Consider the following 24,471-nt stretch of genomic DNA (forward strand, 5'->3'; position numbering starts at 1 on the left):
CGCAAATCAGGCGGCGAGAAGTTCCTGTTCGACAGGTTGGCCGGCCAGCAGATTGTAAGGGTCGATCCCTTCGGCCTGCCAAATTCGGTGACATTCGCGGTACTGTGCCGGATCGGGAATGCGCATTTCGGCGCGCACGTCAGCCAGCGGGCGGACCAGCAATTCGCGGATGGATTGCGCCATCAGTTGCGGCGCGCCCTTGCCCGTACGGTGCGCTTCGCGAACAGCGCCAATGACGGGCGCCGCGCTGCCTTTGACCATCTTCTTGATGTTGGCCGCGCCAGCATACCCGATCAACAGGTGCCCCTGACTGGGCGCCTGTCCGTGGGTGAACAGCAGCACGCATTGTTCGCCCAGCGCATCGCGCCCATATCCAGTCAGGATGTGAAACAGATCATGCGTATCGCGTGACCGTTCGATGAACCACTGCACAAGATCGGGATATTTCGGACGGCCCAGACGCTCGGCCTCGGCAACCAGACCTGCGGCGCTTAGGCCTTCGGATTCCATGAAATCACAGTAAGCATGCGCCAGACTGCCCTTGGGCGTCCGGCGCAAGGCGGCGTGATCGTCAAGGATTTCGGGCAGGCAGGGCTCAGTCGCACGCAACAATTCGCCGCGCTGGGACAAAGCCAGGTCAGTCACCCGGTCCATGAAGCCTGAGGACGGCAACAATTCAAAGATCTTGAAGACAAGCGAGGTATCCTCCTTGTCTTTGATCAGCGCCTGAAAACTTTTCACTGCGCGCAGGGGACGATACCGCGCCGCTGGCCGATCGGGGTGCAACAGCACGGTGCCATCCAGAGCGAACATCCGGGTATAGGCATCACGATCCAAACGGCTCATACAAAAAGTCCTCCAAGAACGGCTGACAGTAGCTCGGCTTGCTTACATCTGTGTTAATAGCCGATTCGGTTCGCGATTTGAAACCCTTTTTTGGTGCAGACCAAGGACGCAGGAAAAATCAGCTATCGCGCCATTGCGCACGCGGTATGCCCAGCAGGCGCAGCACAGCGGTCAAATTACCAGAATCCACCCGGCCGTTTGCCGCAGCGCGGGCCTTGGGCTTCGCCTTGTAGGCAAAGCCGTACGTCGCCGCTTCGATCATCGGGATGTCATTCGCGCCATCGCCTGCTGCCAGGCTGTGCGCATGATCGCCCAGTGCGTCCAGTTCCTCGCGAAGAACCGCTGCCTTAACCGCGCTATCGACGATCGGGCCCCGCAATCTGCCCGTCAGCGCGCCGCCCTCAACGCAAAGCCGGTTGCCCACGACATGCTGAAAACCCAGCCGTTCCGCTACGGGATCGGCAAAGTGGTGGAAGCCGCCCGTTACCAGAACCGTTCGTGCACCCAGCGAAGCCAGCGTGGCAACCAGGGTCGCGGCGCCCGGTGTGGCGGTGATGCGTTCCGACAGGCAGGCATGGATCGCGCTTTCTTTGAGGCCCGCCAGAAGGGCAACACGTTCGCGCAGCGCCGCTTCGAAATCGAGTTCACCCTGCATTGCGCGTTCAGTGATAGCGGCGATCTGCGGCTTGAGCCCGGCATAATCGGCCAGTTCATCGATGCATTCCTGCCCGATCATGGTCGAATCCATGTCCGAAATGAACAATTTGGGGACTGTAATGGGGGCCGTCGACACCAGCATATCGGCAGGCGCAAAAACAGTATCAATCGCGGTCAGCACCGCACCCGGATAGCCGTCGTCGATATGCAGTTCCAAAACACCGTCGGCGTCTTCGGGCCGCTGCACCGCTTTCAAGGCAGTGCCGCTGTCCGCTAATGCGGCCGCGAATGCATCGAGATGCGTTTCACTTGTCGCTGTGTCTGCTATCAGCCGCGCAATGAGCATTCCTGTATCTCCACCAGCACCGCTTGCGCTCATTGCAGGGCCGACCGCGAGCGGCAAGAGCGCGATTGCGCTTGCGCTCGCCCACCGTCTTGCCTTGGCCGGGCAACGTGCCGTCATTATCAATGCCGATAGCGCGCAGGTCTATGCCGATCTGCAGGTTCTGTCGGCCCGCCCCTCCGAAGACGAGATGGAGGGCATCGAACACCGGCTGTTCGGCGCCTGGGACGGCGCGGACGCCTGCTCGGTCGCGGCATGGGCTGCCCGCGCGAAGGCCGAAATCGCAGACTGCCACGCAAGCGGCGCCGTGCCGATCCTTGTCGGGGGCACCGGGTTGTATTTGAAAGTCCTGCTTGAAGGGATTGCGCCTATCCCCGAAATCGATCCGGCAGTGCGCGAAGCGGTGCGCGCCCTGCCCGAAGATGCCGCCTATAAGCTGCTCCAGCTTGAAGATCCCTTGCGCGCCGCCGAACTCGATCCGGGTGATCGCCAGCGCATTGCGCGCGCGCTGGAGGTGAAACGCTCGACAGGGGTGACGCTGGGCGAATGGCAGCGCGCCAAGTCCGGGGGCATCGGCGATGACGTGGCATTGTTCCCGCTGGTGCTCGAACCTGATCGTGCCTGGGTTTACGGACGCTGCGATCGCCGGTTCGAAATGATGCTGGAAACTGGCGCACTGGCGGAGGTGGAGGCCCTGATGAACCGCAGGCTCGATCCTGACCTTCCGGTGATGCGCGCCATTGGTGTTCCGGAGGTTGCAGCATTCCTTGCCAATGAACTGACCCGTGATGAGATGGTGGCTGCTGCGCAGCAGGCGACCCGCCAGTTTGCCAAGCGCCAGTTCACGTGGTTCCGCCGTCAGCCGCCACCCGATTGGCCACGCCTGAATTTCGGGGGTGAGACTGATAATATCGATCTTAGCGGTCAATTTGCATCATTATTACGCGATTAGGCCTTGACCCGTCAGATTATAACCGATAGCGGGCTGTTACTCGGTCCGGCGCCACCCCCTGCGCCGGGCCGGTTTCTTTTGCAATCGCCCTTGCCCATGATGCTGCCTGTCGGTTTCATGACACTTTGATAAGATGGAGTGCCCCGTGCCAGCCGAGCCGGCCCCTGCCCCCGAAAGCCCAACACCCGCTGCCGATCACGCCGCCACGATGAGCGGCGCGGCCATTTTGGTGCAGTCCCTGATCGAGCAAGATGTCGAATTCGCCTTCGGTTATCCCGGCGGTGCGGTCCTGCCGATCTACGACGAACTGTTCGGCGACGAACGTATCAGGCACATCCTCGTCCGGCACGAAGCCGGCGCAGCTCACGCCGCTGAAGGCTATGCCCGCGCGACGGGAAAGCCGGGGGTGGTTCTGGTTACGTCTGGCCCCGGCGCAACCAATGCCGTCACAGGTATTGCTGATGCCTGGATGGATTCGATCCCGCTGGTTGTCATCACGGGACAGGTGCCCACGGCCCTGATCGGCACCGATGCGTTTCAGGAAGCCGATACCGTCGGCATCACGCGTCACTGCACAAAACACAATTATCTGGTGAAAGACCCGGCCGATCTGGCTGCAACGATCAAGGAAGCGTTTCTGATTGCCACCACAGGCCGCCCGGGCCCGGTCGTGATCGATATTCCGAAGAATGTGCAGATCGCGGTGCCGTCGGAAAGGCGTGCGCTGACGCGTGCAGGCGCCCACCGTTACGCCCCGCAGACCGTTGCGCCGCCCGAACAGATCATCGAAGCTGTCGAGCTGATCGCCAAAGCGCAGCGGCCCATATTTTACACTGGGGGCGGCATCATCAACGCTGGTCCCGATGCAAGCCGCCTGCTGCGGCAATTGCAGGATCTGACCGGAGCGCCGGTCACATCGACGCTGATGGGGCTCGGAGCCTTTCCGTCCCGGCATCCCGATTGGTTGGGAATGCTGGGAATGCACGGCACCTATGAAGCGAACATGGCGATGAACATGTGCGACGTGATGGTCTGCATCGGCGCACGCTTTGACGACCGCGTCACCGGGCGGCTTGACGCCTTTTCGCCCAATTCAACCAAGATCCACATCGACATCGACCGATCCTCGATCAACAAGGTCGTGCCGGTTGATCTGGGCATTGTCGGCGACTGCGGCACTGTGTTGGCGCAGATGGTCGAAGCGTGGGGAACGCGCCAAGCGCACAACCTTGGCGAATGGAAGGCCCGCATCGCGGGATGGCGCGCGCGCGAGTCCCTTGCCTATCCCGAACGGTCGGCCAAGAACCCCGGCATGATCATGCCGCAAAAGGCGGTGGAGCGGCTTCATGCCCTCACCCATCAGCGCAACCCGATCATCAGCACCGAAGTTGGCCAGCATCAGATGTGGGCGGCGCAGTATTTCGGCTTTGAAGACCCCAACAAGTGGCTCACCAGCGGTGGGCTTGGCACGATGGGTTATGGCCTGCCCGCGGCGATCGGCGCGCAACTGGGCTTTCCCGATGCGCTGGTGATCGACATTGCGGGCGAAGCGAGCATCCAGATGAATATTCAGGAACTTGGCACCGCGAGCCAGTATCGCCTGCCAGTCAAGATCTTCATCCTCAACAACGAATATATGGGCATGGTCCGTCAGTGGCAGGAACTGACCTATGAAAGCCGCTATTCGAACAGCTATTCCGACAGTCTGCCCGATTTCGTGAAGCTGGCCGAAGCCTATGGCTGGAAGGGCATTCGCATCACCGAGGAGCGCGATCTGGATGATGGCATCATGCGGATGCTCGACCATAACGGCCCGGTGATCGTTGACTGTCTGGTGGCGCAGGACGCGAACTGCCTGCCGATGATCCCGAGCGGCGCGGCGCATACCGAGATGCTGCTCTACGGCGACAAGGTCGACGGCACGATGGACGATGAAGCCAAGGCGCTGGTGTGATGCCAAGTTTTGCCGATCTGCCACCAGACCTTCTTGCGAAGGCTGAGCGACGAACTTGGTTCAACTCCGGTGATGCCTTGCTGATTTTGGACTGGCTTGCCGAGGCAAACGAACGATTTCTGGGCATGGATGTGGCGCAGAAACTCGAAGACGGTGAGTGGATGTTGCTGATCGATCCGATCCTCGACCTCAGCTACCAAACCGACAATTGTTCTGCGCTCGATGAAGGTCGCAGGTTCGTCAACGAAAACGAAGGGGTCGGTCGGATGTTCGAGCCTGTTTGGGAGGGGCGTTTCAAATGAAAATCACCGAAGCCGCCTCCGAACGCCATGTGCTTGCCGTGATGGTTGATAACGAACCGGGCATTCTTGCCAAGATCACCGGCCTGTTCACCGCGCGCGGGTACAATATCGACAGCCTGACCGTGGCCGACATTACCGAAGATCACGCGGTCAGCCGCATCACTATCGTCACCAATGGCCCACCGCAGGTGATCGACCAGATCGAGGCGCAGCTTGAACGCCTTGTGCCGGTTCACAAGGTTACAGACCTCACCACCGCCGGACCCCACGTCGAGCGCGAACTGGCGCTCATCAAAGTGACGGGCACCGGCGACAAGCGGGTCGAGGCGCTGCGGCTTGCCGATATTTTCCGCGCGCGCCCCGTCGATACCACCACCGAAAGCTTCATTTTTGAAATTACCGGTCCACCCGACAAGGTCGACAGCTTCATCGCCTTGATGCGGCAATTGGGTTTGGTCGAAGTCGGCCGCACCGGCGTAGTCGGGATGTTGCGCGGGCCGCAGGGCGCCTGAACGGATTCAACGAATACAATCTGCAAGAGAGAACACTAATGAAAGTCTATTACGACGCCGATGCCGATCTGAACCTTATCAAGCCCAAGAAGGTCGCCATCGTCGGCTACGGCTCGCAAGGCCACGCCCATGCCCAGAACCTGCGCGATAGCGGCGTCGCAGAGGTCGCCATCGCCCTGCGCGAAGGCTCAGCGACCGCGAAAAAGGTCGAGGCTGCGGGCTTCAAGGTGCTGTCCAACACCGAAGCTGCCAAGTGGGCCGATCTGGTCATGATTCTCGCGCCGGACGAACATCAGGCCGCCATCTGGGAGAACGACCTCAAGGGTCACATGAAGCCCGGCAGCGCGCTCGCCTTCGCGCACGGTCTTAATGTCCACTTCGGTCTGATCGAACCGCCCGCCGATATTGACGTCATCATGATTGCCCCCAAGGGCCCCGGCCACACTGTGCGCAGCGAATATGTAAAGGGCGGCGGCGTGCCCTGCCTGATCGCGATCCATCAGGATGCCAGCGGCGCCGCGCATGACGTCGCCCTCGCTTACGCTTCTGCCGTCGGCGGCGGGCGCAGCGGCATCATCGAGACCAACTTCCGCGAGGAATGCGAGACCGATCTGTTCGGCGAGCAGGCGGTGCTGTGCGGCGGGATCACGCACCTGATCCAGGCCGGGTTCGAAACGCTGGTCGAGGCCGGTTACGCCCCCGAAATGGCCTATTTCGAATGCCTCCACGAAACCAAGCTGATCGTCGACCTGCTCTATGAAGGCGGCATCGCCAACATGCGCTATTCGATCAGCAACACCGCCGAGTATGGCGACATCACCACCGGCCCGCGCATCATCACCGCCGAGACCAAGGCCGAAATGAAGCGCGTGCTGGCCGATATCCAGTCGGGCCGCTTCGTGAAGAACTTCGTGCTCGACAACCGTGCGGGCCAGCCCGAGCTGAAGGCGGCACGCAAGACCGCGCAAGCGCATCCGATCGAACAGACCGGTGAAAAGTTGCGCGCGATGATGCCGTGGATTGCCGCCAACAAGCTCGTCGACAAGGCGAAGAACTGACCGCGACCGCGGCGGAACTTTTTGGGTTCAAGGGGGGTTGTGCGTTCTGAACAAACAGGAGGCCAATCCCCATGAATTGTTTCGTTTTTGCAGCCGCTGCCACCGCCACTTTTGCTGCCGTGACCGGCGGGATCGCCGCCGCCCCTGCGATCTTCGCACAGTCCGCGCAGCAGATACCCGGCATGCAAGACGCATCGCGCGTCACCGCGGGCACCTATACGCTCGACGCGGCGCATACGCTGGTCAATTGGGAAGTGAGCCATTTTGGCTTCAACGATTACTTCGGCCTGTTCGGCAACATCACCGGCACGATGACGATGGACCCGGCCAACATCGAAGCGGCATCGTTTGAAATCATGGTGCCGATTGCCGATGTCACGGTGGCCAGTGCAGGCCTGAAGGATCACCTTCTGCGCCCGGGTAAGGATGGCGGCTCGCCCGACTTTTTTGGCCCGCAGCCGGGCATGGCGAAATTCACTTCGACCAATGTGATGCGCACCGGGACCAACACCGCAAATGTCACCGGCGATCTGACGATGAACGGCAAGACCGCACCCGTCCTGATGGCGGTTGAGTTTGTCGGTGCGGGCGCGAATCCGATGAACAAGAAGGAAACCGTTGGCTTCCATGCCCGTGCAATGATCGATCGTACGCAGTGGGGGATCAACTACGGCGTGCCCGTGGTGGGCAAAGATGTCACGATGACCATCAGCGCCGCTTTCGAAAAGCAGTAAGTCACCCTCGACACGGCAGGGGCAATCGGGCAGGCGCAGCGAACCATGCGATTGTCCGATTGCCACAATATCGACGATTTCCGGAAGCTCGCCAAAACGCGGCTTCCTTTTCCCGTCTTCGATTACATCGATGGTGCAGCTGATGATGAACGCACCAAGGCGCGCAACACCGCAGCTTATGACAGCGTTGACCTGGTGCCTGATGTGCTTGCCGGGGTCGCTGCGATCGACACCTCATGCACGTTGCTGGGGCGCGCATCATCGCTCCCGCTGATCCTCTCGCCTACGGCGGTTCAACGCGCGTTTCACTGGCAGGGCGAAACCGCAGTTGCCAAAGCGGCGGAAAAGTTCGGATTGTGGTTCGGCATATCCAGCCTTGCGACCCGCAGCATCGAAGAAATCGCCGCGCTTACTGCAGGGCCCAAGCTGTTCCAGCTTTATGTGCACAAGGACAAGGGCCTGAACACGCACATGATTGAACGGTGCCAGGCTGCGCGGTTCGATGCGCTGGCATTGACCGTCGACACGATCGTTTCAGGCAAGCGTGAACGGTGCTTGCGCAGCGGCTTTACCACCCCGCCCCGGTTCACCCCTGCTAGTATCTGGAGTTACGCCACGCGCCCGCGCTGGACGCTTGATTACATTATGCGGGAAAAGTTCAGGCTCCCCAATCTCGATACTCACGTATCCGAAGGCAGCGGCAAGGCTGTCAGCATCGCTGAATATTTCAACACAATGCTCGACACGTCGATGGACTGGGACACCGCAGCGGCGATCCGTCAGCAATGGGGCGGCACGTTTGTGCTCAAAGGCATCATGAGCGCCGCCGACGCCCGCCGCGCGGTTGAAATCGGTGCGGACGCGATCATGGTTTCCAACCACGGCGGACGCCAATTGGACGGATCCCGCGCGCCTTTCGACCAGTTGCCCGAAATCGTCGATGCCGTCGGCGGGGATATCGAGATCATCTGCGACGGCGGCGTCAGGCGCGGGACACATGTGCTGAAAGCCTTGTGTTCGGGCGCCACGGCAGCGTCTGGCGGACGGTTGTATCTCTATGCGCTAGCCGCAGCCGGTCAGGATGGTGTCGAACGGGCGCTGGCCATTCTTAAGGACGAATTCGAACGCGGGATGCGGTTGATGGGGGTGACCCGGCTGGACCAGCTCACGCCTGATCGGTTGCGTTATCGCGGTTAAAGGCCGCGGTGTCATAAACCGGTAACGCAAAGCGCGTTTTGGCAGCGTCAACGAAACATTCTGGACCGGAAATCATGACCATCGCATTTCGTGCCCTTGCCCTGGCTTCGCTTGCCTTCACCATCTCGGCGTGCGGGAATGATCCTGCGCAGCCGGGCACCGACGCGGATAGCTTTGCGGCACGTATCGGTAGTGATGGCGCAGCAGCGGCGCCGGGTGCTGTGCCCGCCCCTGCTCCCGCAGCAACTGTGGCAGCGATGGTGGCCACCCCGCTTCCGGGCGCGGCGCCGGGGCCCTTTGCCAAGGGCACGCTAACCGACCCTGCCTCCAAGACCTGCGGCGCGCCGTTGATGGGGGGTTTCCTCGGCAAGCTTGCCGATCAGGGCACCCGCGCAGAAATCGCCCGGATGCTGGGCCGTACCGACAATCTGCGTTTCGTGACGTTCGGCAGCGCAGGCACCGTCAACCCCGATCCCACCAATCCGCGCCTGTCGATCATGCTGGATGCACAGAACATCATTCGCGATGCGCGTTGCGGATAAAGCGGCGCGATTGAAACAGGTGGGAATCCCGGCTTGCGCGTTGCGCAATAATCGGCAAAGACGCCAAACCATGACGCGGAATGATCTTACGCTGCTTCGACTTATGCGCCCTTGGGCGTAGGGAGCCGCGCGTATCGGACAGCGCGGCACCGCTCCCAAGGGTAACGTGCCGCAGCTTCCCTTTCCTTTTCGCGACGAGCTTTCCATCATGCCCATGCTCAAGCAGCCTTCCGTCAAATACCGTCCGTTCGGCCAGATCGATCTGCCTGATAGGCAGTGGCCGTCGCGCCTGATTGAACATGCGCCGCGCTGGCTTTCGACCGATCTGCGCGATGGCAACCAGTCAATCATCGACCCGATGGACGCGGTGAAGAAGCGCCGCTTCTTCGACCTGCTGGTCGAGGTCGGCGTCAAGGAAATCGAAGTCGGCTTTCCCAGTGCCGGCGCGACCGAGTTCGATTTCATCTCGGGCCTCGTCAAATCCGATGCGATCCCCAAGGACGTGATCGTGCAGGTTCTAACGCAAAGCCGCGAAGACCTAATCCGCACCAGCTTTGCCAGCCTCGAAGGGGCCCGCGCCGCGATCGTGCATCTGTACAACGCCGTCAGTCCGGCGTGGCGCGATATCGTGTTCCGCATGTCGAAAGCCGAGGTGAAGGCGATAGCCGTTGCCGGCGCGAAAGTGATGCGCGACGAGGCGGCGAAATATCCGGACACCGACTGGCATTTTCAATATTCGCCCGAAACATTCTCCACCGCCGAACTCGATTTCAGCATCGAGGTCTGCGCCGCAGTGATGGAAGTGCTGGCCCCCACCCCGGATCGCCCGATCATCCTCAACCTGCCCGCCACGGTCGAAGCGGCAACACCCAATGTCTACGCCGACCAGATCGAGTATTTCTGCCGCCATCTGCCCGAGCGGGAGAGCGCGGTCATCAGCCTCCACACCCACAACGACCGCGGCACCGGCGTTGCGGCGGCGGAACTGGGCTTGATGGCGGGCGCAGACCGGGTCGAAGGCTGCCTGTTCGGCAACGGCGAACGCACCGGCAACTGCTGCCTCGTGACGATGGCGCTCAACCTCTACACGCAGGGGATCGACCCGCAGCTCGACTTCTCCGACATCGACCGGGTGATCGAGACGGTCACCTATTGCAACGATCTGCCCGTGCATCAGCGCCACCCCTATGGGGGAGAGCTGGTCTATACCGCCTTCAGCGGAAGCCATCAGGACGCGATCAAGAAGGGTTTCGAAGCGCGTGAGGCGCAGAACGACGAGCAATGGCGCGTGCCCTATCTGCCGATCGATCCCGCGGACCTTGGCCGCAGCTATGAAGCGGTCATCCGGGTCAATTCGCAGTCCGGCAAGGGCGGCTTTGCCTGGGTGCTTGAAAAGGATCAGGGCCTTAAACTGCCCAAGAAAATGCAGGCCGATTTCAGCCGCCACGTGCAGACGATGGCCGACGATCTGGGGCGCGAACTCAACGCTGCGGATATCTGGGATGCGTTCCGCCGGGCCTACCACGTCAAGATCAGCCCCAAGCATTTCCAGCTGGTGCGCTACGAAGAAAGCCGCGCTACTGATGGCACACGCATTTTTGCAGGCACGATCGCGGTCGATGGCGCAGAACAGAGCGTTTCGGGCCGGGGCAACGGTCTGATTTCCAGCGTGATGGGCACATTGCGCAGTGCGTTTGGCGTTGAACTGGACGTGGTGGACTATACCGAACACGCGCTTGGCGCGGGAACCGATGCGCGTGCGGCCGCCTATCTGGAATGCCGCGCCGCCGATGGCCGCACGATATGGGGCTGCGGGATCGATGAAGACATCGCCACCGCCAGCGTGCGCGCCGTCCTTAGCGCAGCCAACACCGCGGTCGCTAAATCGGGCAGCTGACCGGCGGCGGGCAGCATTTCCTACACGCGGCCCGCCCGCTAACAGATGGCGCATGACGCGCACCGATCCTGCCATTAGTGTTGCCCCCAAAAGGATCGGTGGATGGGGGGAAGATTCTGTTCTTGGACAGTGTCTCATGTGTCTCCTACACACCACCACGCGAGGGAGACATGCATGACCGAAAGCCACCGGAACGAAGCGATCATCGAACCCGATCTGCCGATCATCGATCCGCACCACCATCTTTGGGATCTGCGGCCGATGATGGGCATGTTCCCGGCGCCGCATCACCCCTTCATCGCGGCTTTGGCCGACAACGCGCATTACACGTTCGATCAGCTTCACGCGCACCTGAACACCGGGCACAACATCATTGGCACGGTCTTCATGGAATGCGGCGCGTTCTACAATGCGGCCTATGGCGATGCGTTGAAACCAGTGGGCGAGGTGGAGTTCGTCAACGGCGTGGCCGCGCAATCGGCGAGCGGGCTTTACGGGCCTTCGCGCATGTGTGCCGGGATCGTCGGCCATGCTGACCTGATGCGCGGGACTGATGCAGGCGCGGTGCTGGATGCACTTCAGGAAGCCGCGCCAGCGCGCTTCAAGGGGATTCGCCATGCCGGCGCGTGGGACGCGGATGCCGATGTGCTCGGTCCGCCCTTCCATCATCCTGAGGGCCTGTACCGTGACACCGCGTTTCGCACCGGCTTTGCCGAACTTGGCAAACGGGGGCTCACCTTCGATGCGTGGGTTCTGGAACCGCAATTGCCTGATGTGATCGAATTGGCCCGTGCGTTTCCCGATCAGCCGATCTGTCTCGACCATTGCGGCACGCCGGTCGGCGTGATGGGTTACAAAGGGAGGCTGCAAGAACGGTTCGACATCTGGCGCGGCAATATCCGCGAACTGGCGCGCTGCGAAAATGTGATCGTAAAGCTGGGCGGTTTGGCGATGGCCTTTTGCGCGATGCCCGATGAAGGGCCCTGCGCTGGCTATGGTTCCGAACAGCTCGCTGCGCTGTGGCGCCCGTATATCGAAACCTGCATCGAAGCCTTCGGGCCGCAGCGCGCCATGTTTGAAAGCAACTACCCGGTCGATCACTGGGGCGCCGATTACGCGGTGCTGTGGAACACCTTCAAACGCCTGACCCATGCAGCAAGCGCCGATGAAAAGGCCGCCTTGTTTGCCGGCACGGCAGCCCGGTTTTACGGGCTGGAGACGTTGCTGAAACCACACGATTGAAATCGCGCTTGGCAGGTTCGGAACCTGCGCTAGAGACGCGCATTCAAGCCGAATACGTTTTGAGGAGAAACCGATGCCGCTTCCCGCTCCCTTTGATCGCCTGCGCCTGCCGCTGATCGGATCGCCGCTGTTCATCGTCTCCGGCCCCGAACTCGTCATCGCACAGTGCAAAGCGGGAATTATCGGCAGCTTTCCGGCGCTGAATGCGCGGCCGCAATCACAGCTTGATGAATGGCTGCACCAGATCACCCAAGAACTGGCCGCGCACAACCGCGCCAACCCCGACCGTCCGGCTGCGCCGTTTGCGGTCAACCAGATCGTTCACCGGACCAACGACCGGATCGATGCCGATATGGCAACCTGCGAAAAGTGGCAGGTGCCGATGGTCATCACGTCGCTTGGCGCGCGCGAGGATATCTACGCCGCCGTGCGCGGCTGGGGCGGGATCACGATGCATGATGTGATCAACAACCGCTTTGCCCGAAAGGCGATCGAAAAGGGCGCGACCGGTCTTATCCCGGTGGCGGCAGGGGCTGGCGGCCATGCAGGGGCCTTGTCGCCGTTTGCGCTGATGCAGGAAATCCGCGAATGGTTTGACGGTCTGGTGGCGCTTTCAGGCGCGGTTGGACACGGCGCCACAATCCTTGCAGCACAGGCATTGGGCGCCAATTTCGCCTATGCCGGCAGCGCCTTCATTGCGACCAGGGAAGCCAACGCAACCGATGGGTACAAGAACGGGATCGTTGAAGGATCATCGGAAGGGATTGTCTACACCAACCTGTTTACCGGCGTTCATGGCAATTATCTGCGTTCTTCGATCGAAGCTGCTGGAATGGACGCTGACAATCTGCCGGAAAGCGATCCCAGCAAGATGAACTTCGGCAGCGGCGGCAACACCAAGGCCAAGGCGTGGAAGGACATCTGGGGTTCGGGCCAAGGCATCGGGCCGATTAAGGATGTGGGCACGGTCGAAGACCTCGTGGCGCGGATGGAACGCGAATACCACGCGGCCAAGGCGCAGTTGCTTGCCAATTCGGACTATGCCGCGTGGGGCGCGATGGCCGAAGCGGCCGAATAGGCATCAGGGCGCGGACCAGAGCGTCTCGGCCATGGCGTCAAGGTCGCTGAAGTCGTACCCCGTGCCGAGCGGGTCTTTCCGGTTGAGAAGGACCCGCCGCCGTTCGGCCAGCAACTGCCGCCGCAAGGCACGTTGCAGCAGTTGCAGCCGCATCAAAGCCTCGCCCAAGGCCGAGTCCGCGTCGCCGCGCCTTGCGACACACCAGCGCGCCTCGATCTGTCCGACACGGGCGATCACCACCTCGTTGTAGCGCGGATGCGGGCCGCGGTGCAGCGGCATCCCGGTCGCGACGCTGGCAGTCTCGTTCGCAGGAAGCAGAAGACCATTGAGGCGGAAGTCGTCGAACCCCACCCGCGTGCGTCCGATTGCAGCGAACAGGGCGCCAAAGCAGCGCTGTGACAGAAGCTGGCGGGGTAGCAGATGATGGCGCTGCAAGCTCCTGTCGTACCCCGGAGCTCCGGGGATGTTGACCGAACGAAAAGCGATAACGGAAAGACTGGCGGCGCGACCCGGGGATCGCATCTACTCGCGCCGCACGCTGATCGTCGCCCAGTCACGCGATGGCTGCAGCAAGAGGCGCATGCCGTCGGGTGCGGTGATGTGTTCATCGGCTGTCAGCCCACCTGTCAGGATCAGGTGATTGACCAGACGGATAGCAAGCCGGGTGGCTGCCACACGGTCGGCACTGAGCGGAGGCTCGATCCTGAGCTCCTGTCCGATCCAGAAGCCGAGACCCACGCTTTGCAGCGCGGCATCAGGCGTCTCGTCGAACGCCGTCAATCCCAGCGCCGGAAAGGGGCCGCCATCAAGCCACGCGGCCGTTACCGATTCGAAGAAGCGCCGTCCGATCACGCTGTTCGCTGGTCCCCAGCCAATCGCGACCAGATCATCGAAATGGCGCACCAGATCACACGCAAGCGCCAGCATGTTGCGAACAAGTGGCGTACTGCTTCCTGCAGCGGCAAGATGCGGTCCGGGCCGAAGCACCATGCTTTCATGGTCGCTCGCAAGCGGAAGCGCAGGCAGATCAAAGCGATGGACGATCTGTGGGAACGGGCTTTCGGGGCCCGGTGCCAGACCGCTCAGATCGAAGGTCAAACCTTCGCGCAGCAGCTCAAGCCACTGTTGCTGTCCGGGCCAATGCGGCTCGGCCATCGCGGGGCGATCGAGATCGGGATCATGGCTGATGCTGACCCGCTCCCACTCAGCGGCGAAGGCCCTGATCGAAAATCGATCGGGCCGTTTGCCCTGCGCAAACAGCAGATGCAGCTCAGCGTCATGAGCGCGCTGCGACTGTGAAATTGCTCAGGCCCCCTCTCGCATCGTGCCCGACACAAACGATCCGTTCCGCAACTTATTGGCCGTTTTGCCTTTCATCGTCGAGTCCCCAAACGGTACGTCCGTCCCATTTTGAAGCACCGGTCAGAAGACACCAAGGCGCAAGCCTTCGGCCATGGCGGCTCCCACGTCGCGGCACGGGTTCAGTTGCCCGACTCCAAGCGTCTTGGGCGCACTGATTGCATCGGGCGTTTGCGCGCCCAAATTGACGATCAGCGGCGCAGCGACCCGGCGCAATCGCCAGCCCGTTACGATCCGGTCAATCTGGCGCGTGGCCCCTGCTCCATCCGATCCAGCCGCAATGAGCGTCGCGTATGGTCGCCCTTCAATCATGCCGAGCGCCGGGTAATAGGCGCGGTCGAACATCTCCTTCATCAAGCCGCTCATGCTTCCAAGATTTTCCGGGCAACAAAACAGAAACCCGTCTGCGGCAATCAGCACGTCCGGATGCGCTTCTTCTGCCGGGACAAGCCGTGCCGCATCACCCGCGCCGTCGGCCGCGGCCTGCGCCATAGCAGCGCTGGCGCCTGTGCGGCTGTGCCAAATGATAAGCAGGGAGGGATCGGCAGGCGCGGCGTTCATCCCGCGCAGGTTTCCGGGTGCGGCTGTCGATTGTCAACCATACGTCCCTGTGCGGTCGGCAGGCTTTGCGCTAGGGATGGGCAATGGCTTCTCGCACCCTTCCCCCACCCACGCTCGCTCCCGTCCTCGGCATTGCGGCTTCGCTTTCCGGAAAGGCCTGGCGATGGCGCGGAGGAAACATGGAACTTGGCAGCGATACGGCCGATGGGCCGCGCGGGTTGGATCATGCCATCCTCGACCAACTGCTATTAACTCGCGGCGTCGCTGAAGACGACCTGATCCGTCATGCCCAGCCGACGTTGCGCGCATTTCTGCCTGATCCATCGATCTTCCGCGACATGGATGCCGCCGCCGAACGCCTTGCGCACAGCGTCATGACCGGTGAACGCGTAACGATTTACGGCGACTACGATGTTGATGGCGCAACCTCTGCTGCGCTGCTGGTGGAACTGCTTAGGCAACTGGGGCTTGAAGCAGGCTATTACATCCCGGACCGCCTGCTTGAAGGGTATGGCCCATCGGGTAAGGCGCTGGTCAAATTGGGCGAGACAGGCTCCACGCTGGTCGTCACGGTCGATTGCGGTGCGATGGCGCATGAAGCGTTGGGAATGGCCCGCGATGCGGGGGTGGATGTCATTGTGGTGGACCATCACAAATGTTCACCCGATCTGCCGCCCGCAACCGCTCTGGTAAACCCCAACCGGCTTGACGAAAGCGACCTTGGCGCAACCCACGGGCACCTGGCAGCCGTGGGCGTAGCGTTTCTTCTCGGCGTGGCTTTGGTCAGAACCTTGCGGACACGCGACTGGTTTGCCGGAAAGGCCGAACCCGACTTGATGGGATTGCTCGATCTGGTGGCGCTGGGAACTGTGGCCGATGTCGCCGCGCTCCATGGGTTGAACCGCGCGTTTGTGGCGCAAGGTCTGAAGGTGCTGGCGCGCCGCAACCGGATCGGCATGGCCGCGCTGATGGATGCAAGTCGCCTGAACCGCGTACCGCAGTGCAGCGATCTGGGATTTGCGCTGGGCCCGCGGATCAATGCGGGCGGACGGATCGGCGAATCAACCCTGGGGGTGCGGCTTCTGACCACCACCGACCCAGACGAAGCCCGCTCCATCGCGATGCAGCTTTCGCAATTGAACGAAGAACGCCGTGCGATCGAAGCTGAAGTGCAGGAAGCCGCCGAAGCGCAAATCGCTGGACAGCACAACATGGCGGTTCATGTGATCGCCGGACACGGCTGGCACCCTGGAGTGATCGGGATCGTAGCCGGGCGGATCAAGGAAAAGACGGGCAAACCTGCCGTGGTAATCGCGCTGGACGATGTGCAGGGCAAGGGATCTGGCCGCTCGATCAGCGGGGTCGATCTGGGTGCGGCGATCATCGCTGCACGCGAGGCAGGCTTACTGGTTGCAGGCGGCGGTCACGCGATGGCCGCCGGACTCACGATTGATCCGGCCCAGATGCCTGCTTTTGCGGAATTCCTCGACACGCGGCTCGCCCGAGACGTGGAGCGCGCAAGGGCGGGCGCCGCAATGCTGCTGGATCTTGCGCTTGCGCCGGGCGGACTGACCCCCGAACTGGTCGAAACGCTGGAGGCGGCCGGGCCTTACGGGGTCGGCTGGCCTGCACCCCGGATTGCTGTAGGCCCTGTGCGAATCATCAAAGCCGACATTGTGGGCAAAGATCACTTGCGGCTGATCGTCAGCGGCAATGACGGGCGCAGTTTCAAGGCTATCGCGTTTCGCGCCGCCGAATCCGACATGGGGCAAACGCTTCTGCATCGGAACCAGGGGCGGCGATTCTATCTCGCGGGCCGTGCGCGGATCGATGATTGGGGCAATCGACCAGCCGCCGAATTGCAATTGGAGGACGCCGCCTTCGCCGATTGAACGCTTCAAACGACTTTTTCCCACTGCAGACGCAAAAGGGTGTTGACCGATCCGATTCACGCCCCTAGTTGGCCGCTCTCGCAATCGCGACGGCCCCTTCGTCTAGCGGTTAGGACGCGGCCCTTTCACGGCTGAAACACGGGTTCGATTCCCGTAGGGGTCACCACTTCCAACGTGGTTGAAACAGGCGGCAGGCTTCGGCCTTGCCGCCTTTTTTCTTGTCGTGTGTCGGGTGGTCGGCGCTGCTCCCCGCTTCCCACCGGCTGTTCCAGGTTGTAAGGCGCTGGCCATGGGCAGCGGCCAGAACATTCCGATCGCCGGTATCATGTTAGCCGCGGTGACCTTCGTAGCACTGCTGCTGCTTGGCACCGATGTGATCATCGCGCTTTCGGTTATGACCGTATGGGTCGGCTCATTGATGGTAGCAGCCGGACGCCCCCCCGAACCGCCCCGCGCCGCATCAAAGAAGCGCCTGTCGCTCGAATCGATTCGCGAACTTATCGAAAACACGTCGACGCCGCTGGTCATCACCGAACGCAGCACTATCGCGCTTGCCAATCATGCTGCGCGGCGGATGCTGGGGCCCCATGTGATCGGACAGGACGCCAGGGTCGCGCTGCGCCAGCCTGAAGCAACCTCGCTGCTCAATGAAGATCGCCAGGGCGAAGCGATCGTGCGCGGGCTCGTACGGCGCGGCGACATCTGGCAGATCAATCGCCAGCGGATCGACGAACGGCTTGCGATGCTCGAATTCATCAACCAGACTGCCGAAGCCGACATAAGCCGCGCACACACGGATTTCGTGGCGAATGCGAGCCACGAATTGCGCACGCCGCTTTCAGCGATCATCGGCTACGTCGAAACGCTTCAGGAAGGCGACAGCAACCTCGACACGACAACCGCACGCAAGTTTCTGGGCATCATCGAGCGCGAAGCCCAGCGCTTGCAGGCGCTGGTGAGCGACCTGATGAGCCTGTCACGGGTGGAGGCGGAAAAGCACGATCTGCCCACGGAGCGTATAGATCTGGCCGTGCTGGTGGAGCGCGCGGCGCGCGATGCTGCGGGGCTGGCACGCCTGGATCGTCTGGTCCTTGAAATCACCGCCAAGCCTGTCGTGCTCGGCGACCGCCAACAGTTGGAACAGGTGATGCGCAATCTCGTCGACAACGCGCTGAAATATGGTGCGGCCGAAATGCCTGTGAATGTCCGGCTTGACCTGACCCCGGGCAATCTGGCTCGCATTGCGGTGGCCGATCAGGGAGAGGGCATTGCACCGGAGCATATTCCACATCTTACTCGCCGCTTCTATCGCACCGATCCCGGCCGCAGCCGCGCTTCGGGCGGCACAGGGCTTGGGCTTGCGATCGTCAAACACATTGTCGAACGGCACCGCGGCCGGCTCGACATCACCAGCAAACTTCAGAAGGGAACGCAGGTCGTGGTTCGCATCCCCTTGGCAGAAGCCGAATTGTCAGCGAGCTCTGCAGTGCGAACCACATCTGACCACATGGTGGGGCCGGAAACGCAACAACTGTCATAGCAGTGTCTTATTTCTTCAACATGCGGGCGGCATGGCATAGGAGCCGGACCGCGGCGACAAGCTCGATCCGAGAATCGGCATCCTTATTGCAAATGCGCCACTCCTTCAGGGAATACAGGTCTCTTTCATGTCGCCGATCACGCTGATCCTGATTGCATTGGGCCTTGGCCTGCTGGGATGGCTGGCGGGCCGTGCCAAGGCATGGAGCTTTCAGTCCACCGATCCTGCCCATCGCCCCGCCTCGCGCCCCATCTATCACGCGTGGTACGTGGCACTCTGGGTGGTGGTTCCGGTGCTGGTTTTTGTTGCCGCATGGTCAATCATCGCGCCGCAGCTGGTGATGCAGTCGGTGTTGGCATCGCCGGCGACCGAGGGGCTGCCGGTTTTCGGGTTCGAACGTGACGCCTTCCTTGGCGAAGCCCGCGCGGTGGCGTTAGGGCAGGCGCCGGGGGTGTTCAACGATGAAGCTGAACCGCTGATCGCACCGTTCCGCGACGCTTTTGCCTATTATAACACCATCGGCATCGTGCTGACGGTGTTGATCGCCGTTTTGGGCGGAGCACTGGCATTCCTGCGCCTGCGTCCGCAATTCGGCGCCCGCACCCGGGTGGAACGCACCGTCATGATGATCCTGCTGCTGGCATCGCTGGTGGCAATTCTCACCACTCTCGGCATTTTTGTTAGCCTGGTGTTCGAGACCGTGCGTTTCTTCGGCATGGTTTCGCCGATCGATTTCCTGTTCGGCACCAAGTGGGGGCCGGACACGATGGCAAACCCTGATGCCGTCGATGCGTCACGTTACGGCGCCATCCCCCTGTTCTGGGGTACAATCTTCATCGGGGCCATCATCGCAATGATCGTGGCGATCCCGCTAGGCCTGATGAGCGCGATTTATCTGACACAATATGCCGACCCCAGAGTGCGCACGTGGATCAAACCGCTGCTCGAATTGCTCGCAGGCGTGCCCACGGTGGTCTACGGCTACTTCGCGGCGCTCACACTGGCACCGATGATCCGCGACCTCGCGGTATCGATCGGCATTACCAACGCTTCGACAGAAAGCGCGTTGGCAGCCGGTATTGTCATGGGTGTCATGATCATTCCGTTCGTGTCGTCGATGGCAGATGATTCGATGGCTGCCGTGCCCGGGGCGATGCGCGATGGTAGCCTGGCGATGGGAGCGACCAAGTCTGAAACGATCCGCAAGGTGCTTTTTCCCGCTGCGTTGCCCGGAATTGTTGCTGGCGTCATGCTCGCAGTCAGCCGCGCGATCGGTGAAACCATGATCGTGGTGATGGCCGCATCTCCCGCAGCGAACCTGACCGCCAATCCGCTTGAACCGATGTCCACCGTAACGGTCCAGATCGTCAAACTGCTGACCGGCGAACAGAGCACCGATCACCCCGCCACGCTGAGCGCCTATGCGCTGGGCTTTGTGCTGTTCATGGTGACACTGGCGCTCAACTTCATCGCCCTTCGCGTCGTCAAGCGTTTCCGCGAGGCCTACGAATGAGCAATTCCGCCTTTCCCCACGCCGCACCCAGTGATGCGCATGCGCTCGGCCCAACGCGCACGCCCGCCTTCGAACAACGGCTTGCCAAACGGTACCGCGCTGAACGCAACTTCCGCTGGATCGGAAAGGGCGCCGTGATTTTCTCGGTGGCTGTTCTTGTGTTCCTTCTGGGCAACATGCTGATCAATGGGATCGCCGGGTTCCAGCGTGCCGAAGTCGAAGTTACGATCGACTTTCCGGAAAGCGGGCTGACTGGCGATGCCGTGTCGCTGACAGCCCCCAGCGCGATGCAGACGCTCGAAATGCAGGGCCTTCCAGATATCGTGACCTTCTTTGCCGAAGAACAATTGGGCACGGATGCGGCGTCCGAACTGTCACCGGACGCATGGCGCGATATTGCTACGGCGTTGAACGACGATCCCGGCCTCATCACACGCACACAAACTTTTAACTTGCCAGCAACCTCCGCTCTTGCCGCCGGGCTTCAGGGCGAAGGCGCGGCCGAAACGCAGGCCTTGGCCGACCGTCTGTCGGCCCAAGGCAAGCTGTCGCGCAACTGGGATCTGGGTTTCCTGAGCCGCTCTGATGCCACCAGTCCGCAGGCCGTGGGGATATGGGGGGCGCTGAAGGGTTCGATGCTCACCATGTTGGTAACTCTGGTTCTGGCTTTCCCGATCGGAGTGTTATCGGCGCTTTACCTCGAAGAATACGCGCCACGCGGCCGCTGGACCGACATCATCGAAGTGTCGATCAGCAATCTGGCCGCGGTGCCTTCGATCATCTTTGGCTTGTTGGGCCTTGCCGTCTTTCTTGCGCTGTTCCCGAACCTGCGGTCTGCGCCCCTTATCGGCGGAATGACGCTCGCCCTGATGACGATGCCCGTGATCGTCATTTCAGGACGGAACGCGATCAAGGCGGTTCCACCATCAATCCGTGATGGGGCACTGGCAATCGGTGCGTCGCCAGTGCAGGTGGTGTTCCACCATGTTCTTCCTTTGGCACTGCCAGGAATGTTGACGGGGACCATCATCGGGATGGCCCGCGCCTTGGGTGAAACCGCGCCGTTGCTTTTGATCGGGATGCGCATTTTCGTTGCCACCCCACCGGAAGGGTTCGCCTCGCCCGCCACCGTTCTGCCAATGCAGATCTTCCTGTGGTCGGATGAAATCGATCGCGGCTTTGTAGAACGCACCAGCGCGGCTATCATCGTACTGCTGGTGTTTCTGCTCACAATGAACGGCCTGGCCATTTACCTCCGCAACAAGTTCGAGAAACGCTGGTGACTGTAATCCATCCCAACATGGCAGACGAAAACGCGAAGATTCGCGCGCGTGACGTTTGCGTCTTCTACGGCGACAAGATGGCGATCGATCACGTGTCGATCGACATTTCGCCCAATTACGTCACTGCCTTCATCGGACCGTCGGGCTGCGGCAAGTCGACCTTCCTGCGGTGCTTCAACCGCATGAACGACACGATCGGCGCGGCCAAGGTGACAGGGCTGATCGAACTTGATGGCGAAGATATCCACGGCAGCCGCATGGACGTGGTGCAACTGCGCGCGCGCGTGGGGATGGTGTTTCAGAAACCCAACCCCTTCCCCAAGTCGATCTACGAAAACATCGCCTACGGCCCCAAGATACACGGTTTGGCCGAGAAGAAGGCCGATCTTGACGTAATTGTCGAACGTTCGCTGACCCGCGCCGGTCTGTGGGAAGAAGTTAAAGACCGGCTTGATGATTCCGGAACGGCTCTCTCGGGCGGCCAGCAACAGCGACTTTGTATCGCACGGGCTATAGCAGTGGACCCCGAAGTCATCCTGATGGACGAACCGGCCAGCGCCCTAGACCCGATCGCGACCGCCAAAATTGAAGAGCTGATCGATGAACTTTCGGGCCGTTACGCGATTGTCATCGTTACCCACTCGATGCAGCAGGCTGCGCGCGTCAGTCAACGCACCGCATTTTTCCATCTTGGCAAGATGGTAGAATACGGGCCCACTTCCGAAATCTTCACCAATCCCGTTGAAGAACGTACAAAAGATTACATCACAGGACGTTACGGCTGATGGCTGAACATACCGTCAAGGCTTTTGACGAAGACATCACCCGACTTCGCGGTCTGATTGCGGAGATGGGCGGGCTTGCGGAAGTTGCCATTGCGGAATCGCTGGATGCGCTGCTGCGCGGCGATGAAGATCTGGCCGAAAAGGTTGTAGCCCGCGACAAGCGCATGGATATGCTTGAAATGGAGGTCGACAAGCTGGCCGTGCGCATCATCGCCTTGCGCGCGCCGATGGCCGACGATCTTCGCGAAGTCATCGCGGCACTCAAGATCGCAGGCGTGCTTGAACGGATTGGTGATTATTCCAAAAACATCGCCAAACGCACAGGCATGATTGAAGGACGGGGACGGTTCGAACCACTTACCCTACTCCCGACCATGGGAGAGGTTGCCAGCGAAATGGTGCATGATGTGCTCACCGCGTATGCCGCACGCGATCCCGATCTTGCACGGGAAGTGATCGCGACGGATGCGAAGGTGGATGGTTTTTACAACAGCATCTTCCGCAATCTTGTCAGCCACATGGTCGAAAATCCTTCGACCATTTCAAGCGCGGCGCAATTGCTCTTCGTTGCGCGGAACATCGAACGGATCGGGGATCACGCCACCAACGTGGCCGAAATGGTTCACTTTGCTGCAACGGGGACCTACCCGCCAGAAGGTGATCGTTGATATCGCGGTGACGATGCTGTCACGCTATTGTTGATTTCCTGCCAGCTTTCATCAAATTGTCGCTCAAGTGACACATAGGCTCGGGCGCCGCTCGCGTCTGCGAGCTTGAGGAGGCACTGTGCGCATGTCCGCTGCCAAATTGTTGCTTGTCGAAGATGATCCAGCTCTTTCCGAGCTGCTTGAATATCGTTTCCAGAACGAAGGCTATGCCGTCCGTTCCACCGGAGACGGTGACGAAGCGCTGGTTCTTGCCGCGGAAGAAGTGCCCGATCTCATCATCCTCGACTGGATGATCGAAGGCACAAGCGGCATCGAAGTGTGTCGCCGCTTGCGGCGCGACAAAGAAACCGCGCATGTTCCCATCATCATGCTGACCGCCCGCGAGGCTGAAGATGATCGGGTGCGCGGGCTTGAAACCGGGGCTGACGATTATCTCACCAAGCCTTTTTCTCCTCGTGAACTGCTGGCCCGCGTGGCCGCTGTGATGCGCCGAATTCGGCCGGCACTGGCTGGGGAAACGATCGAAGTCGGCGATCTCAAACTCGATCCCGTCGCGCACAAGGTGCAACGCCGCGGGCGCGCGTTACAATTGGGTCCGACAGAATACCGGCTGCTGAAGTTTTTTATGGAAAGCCCCGGTCGTGTCTTCAGCCGCGGTCAGTTGCTTGATGGCGTATGGGGCACCGGCTCCGATATCGAATTGCGCACGGTCGATGTTCACATCCGCCGTCTGCGCAAGGCGATCGGGATCGATGGTGCAAAAGACCCGATCCGTACGGTGCGCTCTGCCGGATATGCGCTCGAAGCGAGCTAACGGCACACTCCTGCCCAGCGATCATCCTGATCAAGGTGGAAGTGATCCGCGTGGGCAGCGTTGTATTCGGGCGAAAGCACCGTGGCAAAGCTGTTGCACGCGCCATCGCGTACCGCACGAAGGAAGGCTGCTTCGGGATCGTCTCCGTCCCAATCGCCCAGCACGCTCACACGGCGGCCATCTTCCAGGATGAAGGCCGCGATATCGATTGCGTTTGCCGTCGCGTGTTCGCTCCATGCTCCATCGGCGCCGCCGTAGATTCGGCGGCAGGAGTATGCCCCAAGATGTTCGATCCGTGCCAACTCGCTGCCCAAGATCGCCAGAGCCGATGGCGCAACGCTATCTCGGCGCCAGAGTTCGAGCGCGACTGCGACCGGGCATGTCACCGCAGGCGTATCGGGTGATAGCGGGTAGTTGCCAAGCCGGGTGCGGTCGGGCCGCGCACATTCGCCCTCACCGGTGGGTGGAAGCGTGGAAAAATTTACATCGCTCCGAGCGAGAACAGCGCGACATTCGGACACATCGCCGAGCATGGCGTTCATCTTTGTCCGGGTTGCCCAACCCGGCGGATCGCGCAGGTCCAGCGGCGCCCAAGGACTGTGTTGCGGATGTGACTGTAACCACTGCCACCCTGCGATTACGCCGACAAGCAAGGCGAGCAGCCCCATGGCCCTGCGGGCCGCGGCGAAATGCGTGTTGCCCCGGGCGCTTGCGCGTGACTTGTTGTAGCGATTCATGTTGT

24 protein-coding genes and 1 tRNA gene are annotated in these 24,471 nt (G+C 61.2%); 19 read left to right on the forward strand and 6 right to left on the reverse strand.

The annotated features are described in order from the left end of the window. Nucleotides 1-6 precede the first annotated feature (6 nt). Both SJY33_RS05275 and serB read right to left on the reverse strand, forming a co-directional pair. Nucleotides 7-846 carry a Coq4 family protein gene (locus tag SJY33_RS05275; protein ID WP_379921552.1) on the reverse strand — a complete coding sequence of 280 codons (840 nt, stop codon included), beginning with the start codon at nucleotides 844-846 and terminating at the stop codon, nucleotides 7-9. 118 nt (nucleotides 847-964) lie between these two features. Further along, nucleotides 965-1,849, reverse strand: coding sequence for a phosphoserine phosphatase SerB (gene serB / locus SJY33_RS05280; RefSeq protein WP_379921553.1), 885 nt, complete (start codon nucleotides 1,847-1,849; stop codon nucleotides 965-967). Between serB and miaA the strand changes: the two genes are divergently transcribed. The 11 genes from miaA to SJY33_RS05335 all read left to right on the forward strand — a co-directional run bounded on the left by miaA (nucleotide 1,842) and on the right by SJY33_RS05335 (nucleotide 13,314). Continuing rightward, the gene (gene miaA / locus SJY33_RS05285) at nucleotides 1,842-2,798 is read left to right on the forward strand and encodes a tRNA (adenosine(37)-N6)-dimethylallyltransferase MiaA (protein ID WP_379921554.1); all 957 of its coding nucleotides are present in this window, start codon (nucleotides 1,842-1,844) and stop codon (nucleotides 2,796-2,798) included. The genes serB and miaA overlap by 8 nt on opposite strands. A gap of 208 nt (nucleotides 2,799-3,006) precedes the next feature. Further along, nucleotides 3,007-4,752: a biosynthetic-type acetolactate synthase large subunit gene (ilvB, locus tag SJY33_RS05290; protein ID WP_379923523.1), complete on the forward strand. Its 1,746-nt coding sequence runs from the start codon at nucleotides 3,007-3,009 to the stop codon at nucleotides 4,750-4,752. Continuing rightward, complete coding sequence (locus tag SJY33_RS05295) at nucleotides 4,752-5,054, forward strand: hypothetical protein (protein WP_379921555.1); 303 nt, start codon at nucleotides 4,752-4,754, stop codon at nucleotides 5,052-5,054. The genes ilvB and SJY33_RS05295 overlap by 1 nt, the downstream gene beginning before the upstream one ends. Further along, nucleotides 5,051-5,566, forward strand: coding sequence for an acetolactate synthase small subunit (ilvN, locus tag SJY33_RS05300; RefSeq protein WP_379921556.1), 516 nt, complete (start codon nucleotides 5,051-5,053; stop codon nucleotides 5,564-5,566). Before SJY33_RS05295 ends, ilvN begins: the two co-directional genes overlap by 4 nt. A 38-nt stretch (nucleotides 5,567-5,604) precedes the next feature. After that, complete coding sequence (ilvC, locus tag SJY33_RS05305; RefSeq protein ID WP_379921557.1) at nucleotides 5,605-6,624, forward strand: ketol-acid reductoisomerase; 1,020 nt, start codon at nucleotides 5,605-5,607, stop codon at nucleotides 6,622-6,624. A gap of 71 nt (nucleotides 6,625-6,695) precedes the next feature. Beyond that, nucleotides 6,696-7,358: a YceI family protein gene (locus SJY33_RS05310; RefSeq protein WP_379921558.1), complete on the forward strand. Its 663-nt coding sequence runs from the start codon at nucleotides 6,696-6,698 to the stop codon at nucleotides 7,356-7,358. 45 nt (nucleotides 7,359-7,403) lie between these two features. Next, complete coding sequence (locus tag SJY33_RS05315; protein WP_379921559.1) at nucleotides 7,404-8,555, forward strand: alpha-hydroxy acid oxidase; 1,152 nt, start codon at nucleotides 7,404-7,406, stop codon at nucleotides 8,553-8,555. Between the two features lie 74 nt (nucleotides 8,556-8,629). Next, nucleotides 8,630-9,097 (forward strand): hypothetical protein, encoded by a 468-nt coding sequence (locus SJY33_RS05320; protein WP_379921560.1) that lies wholly within the window; start codon nucleotides 8,630-8,632, stop codon nucleotides 9,095-9,097. 208 nt (nucleotides 9,098-9,305) lie between these two features. Then, nucleotides 9,306-10,994 (forward strand): 2-isopropylmalate synthase, encoded by a 1,689-nt coding sequence (leuA, locus tag SJY33_RS05325; RefSeq protein WP_379921561.1) that lies wholly within the window; start codon nucleotides 9,306-9,308, stop codon nucleotides 10,992-10,994. Nucleotides 10,995-11,168: 174 nt separating this feature from the next. Then, the gene (locus SJY33_RS05330; RefSeq protein ID WP_379921562.1) at nucleotides 11,169-12,236 is read left to right on the forward strand and encodes an amidohydrolase family protein; all 1,068 of its coding nucleotides are present in this window, start codon (nucleotides 11,169-11,171) and stop codon (nucleotides 12,234-12,236) included. A gap of 73 nt (nucleotides 12,237-12,309) precedes the next feature. Next, nucleotides 12,310-13,314, forward strand: coding sequence for an NAD(P)H-dependent flavin oxidoreductase (locus tag SJY33_RS05335; RefSeq protein WP_379921563.1), 1,005 nt, complete (start codon nucleotides 12,310-12,312; stop codon nucleotides 13,312-13,314). A gap of 3 nt (nucleotides 13,315-13,317) precedes the next feature. Here the strand turns inward: SJY33_RS05335 and SJY33_RS05340 are convergent, their stop codons facing one another. The 3 genes from SJY33_RS05340 to SJY33_RS05350 all read right to left on the reverse strand — a co-directional run bounded on the left by SJY33_RS05340 (nucleotide 13,318) and on the right by SJY33_RS05350 (nucleotide 15,234). Beyond that, nucleotides 13,318-13,836: an AHH domain-containing protein gene (locus SJY33_RS05340; RefSeq protein WP_379921564.1), complete on the reverse strand. Its 519-nt coding sequence runs from the start codon at nucleotides 13,834-13,836 to the stop codon at nucleotides 13,318-13,320. After that, on the reverse strand, nucleotides 13,837-14,469 hold the full coding sequence (locus tag SJY33_RS05345; protein WP_379921565.1) for a hypothetical protein: 633 nt from the start codon (nucleotides 14,467-14,469) through the stop codon (nucleotides 13,837-13,839). A 267-nt stretch (nucleotides 14,470-14,736) separates the two neighbouring features. Beyond that, the gene (locus SJY33_RS05350; protein ID WP_379921566.1) at nucleotides 14,737-15,234 is read right to left on the reverse strand and encodes a flavodoxin family protein; all 498 of its coding nucleotides are present in this window, start codon (nucleotides 15,232-15,234) and stop codon (nucleotides 14,737-14,739) included. 83 nt (nucleotides 15,235-15,317) lie between these two features. Here SJY33_RS05350 and recJ point away from each other — a divergent pair, with 83 nt between their 5' ends. From recJ to phoB, 8 genes are all read left to right on the forward strand, one after another. Then, nucleotides 15,318-17,126, forward strand: coding sequence for a single-stranded-DNA-specific exonuclease RecJ (gene recJ / locus SJY33_RS05355; protein WP_379921567.1), 1,809 nt, complete (start codon nucleotides 15,318-15,320; stop codon nucleotides 17,124-17,126). Nucleotides 17,127-17,217: 91 nt separating this feature from the next. Then, nucleotides 17,218-17,292, forward strand: a tRNA-Glu gene (locus SJY33_RS05360). Between the two features lie 123 nt (nucleotides 17,293-17,415). Beyond that, nucleotides 17,416-18,666 carry a sensor histidine kinase gene (locus SJY33_RS05365; RefSeq protein ID WP_379921568.1) on the forward strand — a complete coding sequence of 417 codons (1,251 nt, stop codon included), beginning with the start codon at nucleotides 17,416-17,418 and terminating at the stop codon, nucleotides 18,664-18,666. A 127-nt stretch (nucleotides 18,667-18,793) separates the two neighbouring features. After that, nucleotides 18,794-20,179: a phosphate ABC transporter permease subunit PstC gene (gene pstC / locus SJY33_RS05370; RefSeq protein WP_379921569.1), complete on the forward strand. Its 1,386-nt coding sequence runs from the start codon at nucleotides 18,794-18,796 to the stop codon at nucleotides 20,177-20,179. Next, the gene (gene pstA, locus SJY33_RS05375) at nucleotides 20,176-21,462 is read left to right on the forward strand and encodes a phosphate ABC transporter permease PstA (RefSeq protein WP_379921570.1); all 1,287 of its coding nucleotides are present in this window, start codon (nucleotides 20,176-20,178) and stop codon (nucleotides 21,460-21,462) included. The genes pstC and pstA overlap by 4 nt, the downstream gene beginning before the upstream one ends. Before the next feature lie 17 nt (nucleotides 21,463-21,479). Further along, nucleotides 21,480-22,247, forward strand: a complete 768-nt coding sequence (pstB, locus tag SJY33_RS05380) for a phosphate ABC transporter ATP-binding protein PstB (protein WP_379923524.1) — start codon at nucleotides 21,480-21,482, stop codon at nucleotides 22,245-22,247. Further along, a complete protein-coding gene (gene phoU / locus SJY33_RS05385) occupies nucleotides 22,247-22,915 on the forward strand; it encodes a phosphate signaling complex protein PhoU (protein ID WP_379921571.1) in 669 nt (222 codons plus the stop codon). Before pstB ends, phoU begins: the two co-directional genes overlap by 1 nt. A 124-nt stretch (nucleotides 22,916-23,039) precedes the next feature. Beyond that, the gene (gene phoB / locus SJY33_RS05390) at nucleotides 23,040-23,729 is read left to right on the forward strand and encodes a phosphate regulon transcriptional regulator PhoB (protein WP_379921572.1); all 690 of its coding nucleotides are present in this window, start codon (nucleotides 23,040-23,042) and stop codon (nucleotides 23,727-23,729) included. On the opposite strand, the gene SJY33_RS05395 is transcribed toward phoB, so the two are convergent. Then, entirely contained in the window at nucleotides 23,726-24,466 is a 741-nt protein-coding gene (locus tag SJY33_RS05395; protein WP_379921573.1) for an extensin family protein, read from the reverse strand. The two genes, phoB and SJY33_RS05395, sit on opposite strands and share 4 nt — an antisense overlap. Nucleotides 24,467-24,471: the final 5 nt, after the last annotated feature.

The sequence above is a fragment of the Erythrobacter sp. R86502 genome (assembly GCF_042466465.1).
Taxonomy (GTDB): Bacteria; Pseudomonadota; Alphaproteobacteria; order Sphingomonadales; family Sphingomonadaceae; genus Erythrobacter.

Excerpts from the sequence above, each read along its gene's own strand:
- SJY33_RS05275 (WP_379921552.1), bottom strand. The coding sequence starts at position 846 with ATGAGCCGTTTGGATCGTGATGCCTATACCCGGATGTTCGCTCTGGAT.
- miaA (WP_379921554.1), top strand. The coding sequence starts at position 1,842 with ATGAGCATTCCTGTATCTCCACCAGCACCGCTTGCGCTCATTGCAGGG.
- serB (WP_379921553.1), bottom strand. The coding sequence starts at position 1,849 with ATGCTCATTGCGCGGCTGATAGCAGACACAGCGACAAGTGAAACGCAT.
- ilvB (WP_379923523.1), top strand. The coding sequence starts at position 3,007 with ATGAGCGGCGCGGCCATTTTGGTGCAGTCCCTGATCGAGCAAGATGTC.
- SJY33_RS05295 (WP_379921555.1), top strand. The coding sequence starts at position 4,752 with ATGCCAAGTTTTGCCGATCTGCCACCAGACCTTCTTGCGAAGGCTGAG.
- ilvN (WP_379921556.1), top strand. The coding sequence starts at position 5,051 with ATGAAAATCACCGAAGCCGCCTCCGAACGCCATGTGCTTGCCGTGATG.
- ilvC (WP_379921557.1), top strand. The coding sequence starts at position 5,605 with ATGAAAGTCTATTACGACGCCGATGCCGATCTGAACCTTATCAAGCCC.
- SJY33_RS05310 (WP_379921558.1), top strand. The coding sequence starts at position 6,696 with ATGAATTGTTTCGTTTTTGCAGCCGCTGCCACCGCCACTTTTGCTGCC.
- SJY33_RS05315 (WP_379921559.1), top strand. The coding sequence starts at position 7,404 with ATGCGATTGTCCGATTGCCACAATATCGACGATTTCCGGAAGCTCGCC.
- SJY33_RS05320 (WP_379921560.1), top strand. The coding sequence starts at position 8,630 with ATGACCATCGCATTTCGTGCCCTTGCCCTGGCTTCGCTTGCCTTCACC.
- leuA (WP_379921561.1), top strand. The coding sequence starts at position 9,306 with ATGCCCATGCTCAAGCAGCCTTCCGTCAAATACCGTCCGTTCGGCCAG.
- SJY33_RS05330 (WP_379921562.1), top strand. The coding sequence starts at position 11,169 with ATGACCGAAAGCCACCGGAACGAAGCGATCATCGAACCCGATCTGCCG.
- SJY33_RS05335 (WP_379921563.1), top strand. The coding sequence starts at position 12,310 with ATGCCGCTTCCCGCTCCCTTTGATCGCCTGCGCCTGCCGCTGATCGGA.
- SJY33_RS05340 (WP_379921564.1), bottom strand. The coding sequence starts at position 13,836 with ATGCGATCCCCGGGTCGCGCCGCCAGTCTTTCCGTTATCGCTTTTCGT.
- SJY33_RS05345 (WP_379921565.1), bottom strand. The coding sequence starts at position 14,469 with ATGGCCGAGCCGCATTGGCCCGGACAGCAACAGTGGCTTGAGCTGCTG.
- SJY33_RS05350 (WP_379921566.1), bottom strand. The coding sequence starts at position 15,234 with ATGAACGCCGCGCCTGCCGATCCCTCCCTGCTTATCATTTGGCACAGC.
- recJ (WP_379921567.1), top strand. The coding sequence starts at position 15,318 with ATGGCTTCTCGCACCCTTCCCCCACCCACGCTCGCTCCCGTCCTCGGC.
- SJY33_RS05365 (WP_379921568.1), top strand. The coding sequence starts at position 17,416 with ATGGGCAGCGGCCAGAACATTCCGATCGCCGGTATCATGTTAGCCGCG.
- pstC (WP_379921569.1), top strand. The coding sequence starts at position 18,794 with ATGTCGCCGATCACGCTGATCCTGATTGCATTGGGCCTTGGCCTGCTG.
- pstA (WP_379921570.1), top strand. The coding sequence starts at position 20,176 with ATGAGCAATTCCGCCTTTCCCCACGCCGCACCCAGTGATGCGCATGCG.
- pstB (WP_379923524.1), top strand. The coding sequence starts at position 21,480 with ATGGCAGACGAAAACGCGAAGATTCGCGCGCGTGACGTTTGCGTCTTC.
- phoU (WP_379921571.1), top strand. The coding sequence starts at position 22,247 with ATGGCTGAACATACCGTCAAGGCTTTTGACGAAGACATCACCCGACTT.
- phoB (WP_379921572.1), top strand. The coding sequence starts at position 23,040 with ATGTCCGCTGCCAAATTGTTGCTTGTCGAAGATGATCCAGCTCTTTCC.
- SJY33_RS05395 (WP_379921573.1), bottom strand. The coding sequence starts at position 24,466 with ATGAATCGCTACAACAAGTCACGCGCAAGCGCCCGGGGCAACACGCAT.